Raw genomic sequence first — 5,619 nt, forward strand, 5'->3', positions numbered from 1 at the left:
ACGGCCGGCCTCACCCGGGCCGGCCCACCGCCTTGAGGTACCCGGAGAACCCGCCGGGGGTCCGCCCCTCCAGGCGGGACGAGGTGAGCACGCGGGTGGTGTCGGTGGCGATCACGCGCACCCGGCGGCCGTCACCGCCGTCGCGCTCCCCCGCCAGGGCCCGCACGGCCTCGGCCAGGCCGACGTCCTCGTGCTCGGCCACCGGCGGGAACCCGCCCACGGCCTCGTAGAGCGACCACGGCAGCCCCAGGTTGGCCCCGTGCACGTGCGCGTGCCCCTCCTCGTGCCGGTAGCCGCGGAGCCAGGCCTGCCGCAGCGGTCCCTGGCGCACGTCCACCGTGCCCAGCACGAGCGCCTCGTCGCGGCCGGCGGCCACGGTCTGCGCCAGCAGCCAGTCGGCGGGGACGCGGCTGTCCGCGTCGGTGGAGGCGAGCCAGAGGCGCTCGGCGGGCACGTCGGGGAACAGCGCGCGGGCCCGGCGGGCACCCTCCACGCGGGCCCGCCCGACGCCGGCCTGCCCGGCGGTCGGCTCCCCCAGTTCGAGGACGTGGATGCGCGGGTCGGCGGCGCGGGCCTCGAGGGCGGCGGCCACCGTGGCGTCGTCGCAGCGGTCCGCGGCGACCACGACCGCGGCCGTGCCCTGCGCGTGGTGCTCCTCCCAGCGGTCCAGGGCGGCGGCGAGGGCCGCGAGCGCGGCCGGCAGCCGCTCCTGTTCGTCCTTGGCGGGCACCACGACGACGGCGTGGGTCGCGGCGGCGGCCCGCACGTGGAGGCTGAGCCGGAAGTCGTCCTCCACGAGCTCGGCGCGCAGCCGCCAGCGCGGGTCGGCGGCGACGCGCGCGTGCACGGCATCCCCGTCCAGCGGCCAGCCCTCGATGGGATGGCGCCAGTGGCACAGCAGCAGCTCGCCGCCGGGGGCGAGCGCGGCGTCGGCGTCGTCGATCAGCGCGTCGAGCTCCTCGGGCTGCAGGAAGTAGCCGATCTCGGAGGCGATCACGAGGTCCGCGCCGGCGACGTCGGCCGGCCAGTCCGCGGGCAGCACGGCTCGGCGCACCTCGGCGTGCGGCGCGCCGGCCAGCCGGGCGGCGGCGCGCTCGACGGCGGTGGAGGACGCCTCGAGGCCGACCACGCGGTCCGCGCGCGCGGCCACGTCCGCGGTGAGCACGCCGATGGACGCGCCCGCCTCGACCACGGTCCCGTAGCGGGGCCGGGGCAGGGCGGCGAGGGTGAGCGCCCGCTTGCGGGCCTCGTAGGACGAGCTGAGGTAGCGCCACGGGTCCTCCTGGGCCCGGTAGAGCCGGTCGAAGACGGCGGCGGCCCGGTGGGCGTCGGCGTCGTCGGGGCCGGAGACGCGGTGGGCCTCGAACGGGCGCTCGTGGTGGGCGAGCACGGCGGGGCCGAGGATCGCCTCGTCGCCGGGCGCGGCGGAGAGGGGCCGGACCTGGGAGGCGTGCGCGTCGAGGGCGGCACGGCGGGCGGCACGGTCGTCGTCGGTGAGCGGCAGCCGCCGGTAGCGGCGGGCGGGCAGGTCGGCCGGGTCGGCCCAGTGCCAGAACCAGATGGGGAAGGCGTAGAGCGGCAGGTCGCACTCGCCCGCGACCGCGCCGACGGCCCGGCCCACGGCCTCGTGGTCCGCGTGGCCGTCGCCCGGGTCGTGGGAGGCGAGCACGGCGGGGCCGGGGTGGGCGTCGAGGGCCGCGGCGACGGCGTCGCGCACGGCGTCCTCGTGCTCGGCCACGCCGGAGTCGGGCAGGGCCAGGGACGCCCAGGTCAGCCGGTCCCTCGCCGGGGCGCCGGGGCCCGCGGAGGCGGGCAGGCCGGCGGCGAGGGCGTCGAGGGCGTGCTCCATCTCGTCCCGGCGCAGCCGGACCAGGTCCGCGGGCGTGTGCGTGAGCGAGTGCGGGTGGGAGGCCTCGCCGGCGGTGGCGACCAGCACGTGCACGCGTGCCCCACCGCGCAGGGCGGAGCGGATCAGGCCGGTGGCGGCGAGGGTCTCGTCGTCCGGGTGGGCGACGGCCACGAGCAGCAGCGTCTCCGCGTCCCAGACGGGCAGGCGCAGCTCCGGCAGCTCGCCGACGCCGCCTTCGGCCCAGGCCGCCTCGGACGTGCCGTCGTCGGTGTGGGAGAAGCTCACCACGTCCAGCCGCCGTCGGTCTCGCCGGTCAGGAGCGCGGCGCCCAGCCGGGCGTCGTCGCGGTGTCCGTGGTGCTGGCGCAGGTAGACCTGCAGGTCGGCGACGGCGCGGGCGTGCGCGGCGCTGCCGGTGAGCGGGCCGGGGCCGGTGGCCTGCCCGACGACGTCCATCACCTCGGTGCACAGCTGCGCCACGGTGCCGCGGATCCGGTCGGCCTCGACCATGCCGCGGCCGTGGTCCAGGCGGCCGGCGTCCACGTCGTCGGCGGCACGGGCGAGCAGGGCGGCCATCGCGTGGAGCAGCCGGTCGACGCGGCCGAGCGCCGCCTGGCCGATCTGGTCCGGGCCCGGTCCGCGGCCCTCGGCCGCGCGGGCGGCGGTGGCGTTCCGCAGAGTGCGGGCGATGCCGACGGCGCCGCCGAACCACACCGCCGCCACGCCGATGCCGCCCCACGCGAAGCCGGGCCGGCGCAGGTACCACTCGGCGTCGCCCACGGCGCTGCCGGGGACGGCGTCGAAGGCCAGGCCCACCGTGCGGATCGGGGCGAGGCCGAGCGCGGGCCAGGCCGAGTCGGTCTCGGCGACGCCGGGGTGGGACAGGTCCACGAGCACGGCGCGGCGGGTGCCGTCCGCCTCCCGGCCGGTCACGACGGCGGCCGCGCACCGGTCCGCGAGCGAGCACCACGGCTTCTCGCCGTCGAGCAGCCAGGCGGTGTCGGGGCCGTCCGGGACGGGGCGCAGGGCGGGGGTGCGGCCGCCGGACGCGGAGGCGTAGACGCCGAGGAGCCCGGCCGGGGCGGGGACGCCGGCCTGGGACAGGATCGAGAGCGCGTCCAGATGGGGCTCGAGCACGCGGGCGGCCGAGAGGTCCTGCGCGGCGACGGAGGCGAGCAGCTCCCACTGCTCCCGGGTGCGCCCCGCGCCGGTCAGCGGCAGGTCGAGCGGGGCGGCGTCTTCGTCGGACGCGGCGCCGGACGCCGCACGGAGCAGCTCGACCATCGCGTCGACGTCCCCGTCGCAGGCCGCGGCGGCCGCGAGGAGGGCCTGCTCGGCCGGGCGGTCCACGGCTCCACCCGGGACGAGACGGACGGGCTCGGGCTGGGCCATGGGTGGGGACCTCCTCGTCGACGGCGCCCGGGCCGGTGCGCCCCGGGGTCGAGGATTCACCGTAGTCAGCACGGGCACGGCGGGGAATGGCCGGTGCGCCGGGGGCGAAGCAGCCCGCTCTTTCTTGACATGTTCCAGAGAACCGGATGGGATCGACTGGCATGGAGACCACGACGCGGGACGAGGACGAGCGCACGCTGCTGCGCGGCGTCGGCCTGCGCGTGACCCGGCCCCGCCTGGCGGTGCTGACCGCCCTCGCCGACCACCCCCACGCGGACGCGTCCACCGTGCTGACCGCCGTGCGTCGGGCCCTGCCCGGCACCTCGCACCAGGCCGTCTACGACTGCCTCCACGCGCTCACCGAGGCCGGGCTCGTGCGCTCCCTGCAGCCCGCCGGCTCCCCGGCCCGCTACGAGATCTGCACGGGCGACAACCACCACCACCTCGTGTGCCGCGGCTGCGGCACGGTCGTGGACGTGCCGTGCCGCACCGGCTCCGCCCCGTGCCTCGACGCCCCCGAGGACCACGGCTTCGCGGTCGACGAGGCCGAGGTCTACTACTGGGGGCTGTGCGCCGGCTGCCGGGAGTGACCGCCGCCGTCGTCCCGCTGGGCCGCGCGTCTTCCCCCGTCCGCCCGCCCGTGCCAAGGTGTGGCACATGACCGAGAACACCGCCGCCCTGCCCGCCGCCGAGCGTCCCGGCACCCCCGCCCTGCCGCAGGACCTCATCGACGTCGACGCCCTCCTGGAGGCGTACCGCACCGGTCACCCGGACGTGACGGACCCGACGCAGAAGGTCGTGTTCGGCACCTCCGGCCACCGCGGCTCCGCGTTCACGACCTCGTTCAACGACGACCACATCGCCGCCATCACGCAGGCCGTGGTCGAGTACCGCACACACCACGGGATCACGGGGCCGGTCCTCGTCGGCAAGGACACCCACGCCCTGTCCGGGCCCGCGCAGGACACCGCCGTCGAGGTGCTGCTCGGCAACGACGTCGAGGTGCTCGTCGACTCCCGCGGCGGCTACACGCCCACCCCCGCCGTCTCCCACGCGATCCTGCACCTGAACGCCGGGCGCGAGCTGTCGCCGTCGGGCTTCGCGGTGGACGGGGACAACGCCGGCCTCGTGGACGGCCTCGTGATCACCCCCTCGCACAACCCGCCCGCGGACGGCGGCTTCAAGTACAACCCGCCCCACGGCGGCCCCGCGGACACCGAGGCGACCACGTGGATCGCCGACCGCGCCAACGAGCTGCTCGCCGCCGGGCTGGCGGGCGTGCACCGGGTGGCGGACGCCGACGTCGCCGGCCACGCGAAGCTGGGCGGCTTCGACTTCCTGGACCGGTACGTGTCCGATCTGCCGCAGGTGATCGACGTGGAGGCGATCCGCGAGGCGGGCGTGCGCATCGGCGCCGACCCCATGGGCGGGGCGTCCGTGGCGTACTGGGGCGAGATCGCCGACCGCCACGGGCTGGATCTGACCGTGGTGAACCCGGAGGTGGACCCGCGGTTCGGGTTCATGACCCTGGACTGGGACGGCAAGATCCGCATGGACTGCTCGTCGCCGAACGCGATGGCCTCGCTGATCGAGCGGATGACCCCGGACGCGGACGGGCAGGCGCCCTTCGACGTCGCCACCGGCAACGACGCCGACGCGGACCGGCACGGGATCGTCACCCCCGACGGCGGGCTGATGAACCCGAACCACTACCTCGCCGTGGCCATCGACTACCTGTACCGCCACCGCGAGCGGTGGCCCCAGAGCGCGGGCGTGGGCAAGACCCTGGTGAGCTCCTCGATGATCGACCGCGTGGCCGGGGACCTGGGCCGCGAGCTCGTGGAGGTGCCGGTGGGCTTCAAGTGGTTCGTGCCGGGCCTGCTGACGGGCACCGGCGTGTTCGGCGGCGAGGAGTCCGCGGGCGCGTCCTTCGTGCAGTTCGACGGCAGCCCGTGGTCCACGGACAAGGACGGGCTGCTGCTGTGTCTGCTGGCGGCGGAGATCATCGCGGTGACGGGACAGTCCCCGTCCGAGCGGTACCGCGACCTCGTGGCCCTGCACGGCGACCCGGCGTACGCGCGCATCGACGCCCCCGCGACCGCCGAGCAGAAGGCCAAGCTGAAGACCCTCTCCCCCGACGACGTCCCCGTGACCGAGCTGGCCGGTGAGACCATCCTCGCGACGCTGACCAACGCCCCGGGCAACGACGCCCCGATCGGCGGGCTCAAGGTGGTCACGCAGCACGCATGGTTCGCGGCCCGGCCCTCCGGCACCGAGGACGTCTACAAGATCTACGCGGAGTCCTTCCGCGGCCCCGAGCACCTGAAGCAGGTGCAGGCGGAGGCGCAGCGGCTGGTGGACGCGGTCATCGGCTGACCC

Annotated in this window: 4 protein-coding genes; 2 read left to right on the top strand and 2 right to left on the bottom strand. The window is 76.7% G+C overall.

Translation table 11 applies throughout. From position 1 onward, the window contains the following. Positions 1-10 precede the first annotated feature (10 nt). Entirely contained in the window at positions 11-2,134 is a 2,124-nt protein-coding gene (locus tag QL983_RS10155; RefSeq protein ID WP_230282485.1) for a PIG-L family deacetylase, read from the bottom strand. Continuing rightward, a complete protein-coding gene (locus tag QL983_RS10160) occupies positions 2,131-3,240 on the bottom strand; it encodes an acyl-CoA dehydrogenase family protein (protein WP_290152827.1) in 1,110 nt (369 codons plus the stop codon). Before QL983_RS10160 ends, QL983_RS10155 begins: the two co-directional genes overlap by 4 nt. Positions 3,241-3,401: 161 nt before the next feature. Between QL983_RS10160 and QL983_RS10165 the strand changes: the two genes are divergently transcribed. Then, complete coding sequence (locus QL983_RS10165; RefSeq protein WP_129043297.1) at positions 3,402-3,830, top strand: Fur family transcriptional regulator; 429 nt, start codon at positions 3,402-3,404, stop codon at positions 3,828-3,830. A gap of 67 nt (positions 3,831-3,897) precedes the next feature. Then, complete coding sequence (pgm, locus tag QL983_RS10170; RefSeq protein ID WP_290152831.1) at positions 3,898-5,616, top strand: phosphoglucomutase (alpha-D-glucose-1,6-bisphosphate-dependent); 1,719 nt, start codon at positions 3,898-3,900, stop codon at positions 5,614-5,616. Positions 5,617-5,619 lie beyond the last annotated feature (3 nt).

It is taken from the genome of Micrococcus sp. APC 4021 (assembly GCF_030407635.1).
GTDB classification, from domain to species: Bacteria; Actinomycetota; Actinomycetes; order Actinomycetales; family Micrococcaceae; genus Micrococcus; species Micrococcus luteus.